General features: G+C 35.3%; 2 protein-coding genes. Both read left to right on the top strand.

Annotated elements, in window-relative coordinates; genetic code table 11:
* Nucleotides 1-1,039: hypothetical protein (locus CXF87_RS11825; RefSeq protein ID WP_232774905.1), on the top strand; the 1,039-nt coding region annotated here is incomplete at its 5' end.
* Nucleotides 1,029-2,429, top strand: a 1,401-nt coding sequence (locus CXF87_RS21645; RefSeq protein WP_198556078.1) for a hypothetical protein, incomplete at its 3' end; no start/stop codon positions are given. The genes CXF87_RS11825 and CXF87_RS21645, both read left to right, overlap by 11 nt.

Raw genomic sequence — 2,429 nt, 5'->3', positions numbered from 1 at the left:
AGCAATTCTGCGCCGCCCATTTCAAGTTGCAATGCTAAAATGGAGTGACTTAATTCCAGTAGGGAACTCATTTAACGACAAATCAATAACAGGTTGTAATGAGATTTCAAATATAGGAACTGTCGCGCTCCAATTAAGACTATATCGGGTCAAAAGTAACGTAAAAGAAGCATGGTACCGATCTACTCCAGAAAGATATCCTATGGCTTTGAGCGAAGACCTATCCCTTCTTATATATAACTATAAATTGATTTATGCTAAAGGATTAAATCTAGCGCTTTTAAAATCTGGAATCGTTCTTGCTAAAGAAGAAGTTATAGAAATAATGAAAAATATGCCTGTTTTTATTTCAACGGATTTCTTTGGTTTAAGATTCAAAGATGTAGCTAGTTATAAAGCGTTATTTACACAAAATTCTTCTCTTTATCACCTAGGCGAACAAACAATTACGCTAAAAGTAAAAAGCCTTAAAGGAATCTCTGACCGTACTAGTAATCTTTCCGTAACATCGAATCGACTTCGCCACACAGCGTTAACACGCGGAGCAGAGAAAGGGCTCGATTCTGCACAGCTCAGTAGATTAACAGGCGTAACTGAGCCAGCAGCAAGGCATTACGTTGATCTTGATTATCAGTCGAGACGTTTGATTGATGAAAACTATCTTGCTAATCAGTTTTTAAAAAACGCGTTTGCTGTACCTGTTCGAAGTTTAGATAAAAATGATGAAGTTATTTTGGGGTCAAATTTTGAAAAAATAGGTGGAGTGAAAGATGTTAAAGCTTGTAGCCAGTGTAAGACCAAATTGGGCAGACCGATTGGTTGTTATGGGTGTCCGAGTTTTAGACCTCTTTTAGATGCTGATCATCGTACGGTACTTGACCAAGCAAATGCAAAATTGTCAGCTAACATAGTCCATCTGCCATCTTCAGTTAAAAATCGGTCAGTTGAAAAGCTTGAACGCCAAATTGACAAAATAAAAATAACTATTGCGCTATGTGATGAGCTAATTAACCAACAAGACAGAATAAATGATCAATAAATATCTGAATAATCTAGAGGCTTTAGTTTCAAAATATGAATCTAAAAGTTTTCCTCAGCTTGAAGGGCCAGGTGGTAAAGAAGCGACACTGGACGATCTTGTTTGGTATTATATTGATCCAAAAACCGGAAGAAAAACTCGTTATCTCTGTACCATTTTCAATGGTAAGAAATTAAAATCTGATCGCTCTGTAACATCAGAATACTCTCTTCCAAAGCCCTATAATCATCTACTAAAAATATATATTATTGAAATTTTAGCTGGTGGTTCTTCAGCGGTTGATTGTCAGGCAAAAGTAATAACAGCTCGGGCGATGCTCTCAGAAATAAAATATACACTAGATGACATTCCAGCGCAGAGATGGAATCAAAGGAAAAGTGTTTCTTTCTGGCGGTTTTGTAAAAAGTATAATTTGTTAGGCGGATACGATAATCCAAAATATAAAGTAGACTATCGTGATAGGACAGGCGATGAAATTAATGATCGACGCGTTAAACTTTTACCAGATGAGGAGGTGATAGTAGCACTTGGACAAATCTTTGTTAATACTTTTCGGGATGTTGACTCCGAAGGTAGGGTTATGAATGGTGGTTCAGTTGATATATCCGACGCCGTAACCTGTACGTTTGCTGTTTTGTCACTTTCCGCACCAAACCGGATGAGTGCGGAAATATCAGTTCTTAATAAACAAAAGCTTAAAAGCTATTCGGAATCTGCTGGAAAGCCTGTTTTCTATTTGGATTGGCAAGGAAGTAAGGGCTATAAAAATAATAAAAATCATATCCTTGAAGCATTGTCCGATAATGTCTCTAGAGCAATAAATTTTTTTAATCATTACTGTGAGCCTTATCGAGTAATTTCTCGATATTATGAAAATCCTGCCCAAGGCTGGAAAGAGATAATTGAAGGCGTCGAGGTAGAAAGTATAAGGTGTAATAGAGTAGTGTTAAATAACAAGCCAAATTTATTTACCTTGGCATATGCTCTTGGTTTTTATAATATTGATGAAAAAGTATTAGTTATTAAGGAATTAGAAAAAGCAAAATTAAAGCGACAGAATTCCGGTAATTTAAGTTTGGAAATGTATTTGGAAAAACCAATTTATGATCTTGATAGCTCTGATGTTTTTTATTCTCCTGGATTTGTTAAAACTAAAGTTTGGGATATTTTATTTGGTACAACAATTAGTTATTTAACTGTAAAAGATTTTCCAGACTTTGTTACGTTAAAGGAGCTCGAAGAACATTGGTTTGATCATTTTAAAACTGTGATTTCTCCGTCATTTCCTTATGCATTTAGTGCTAGCGAAAACTATACATTTTATTCGGATCTGTTGTTTTGTTTACCAAAGTGTGTTTTAAACAAAGCATCTGTTGGAGGTAAAATATAT

It is taken from the genome of Halomonas sp. MES3-P3E (assembly GCF_002836035.1).
GTDB classification, from domain to species: domain Bacteria; phylum Pseudomonadota; class Gammaproteobacteria; order Pseudomonadales; family Halomonadaceae; genus Vreelandella; species Vreelandella arctica.
This window is presented reverse-complemented; position numbering and strand designations above follow the sequence as displayed.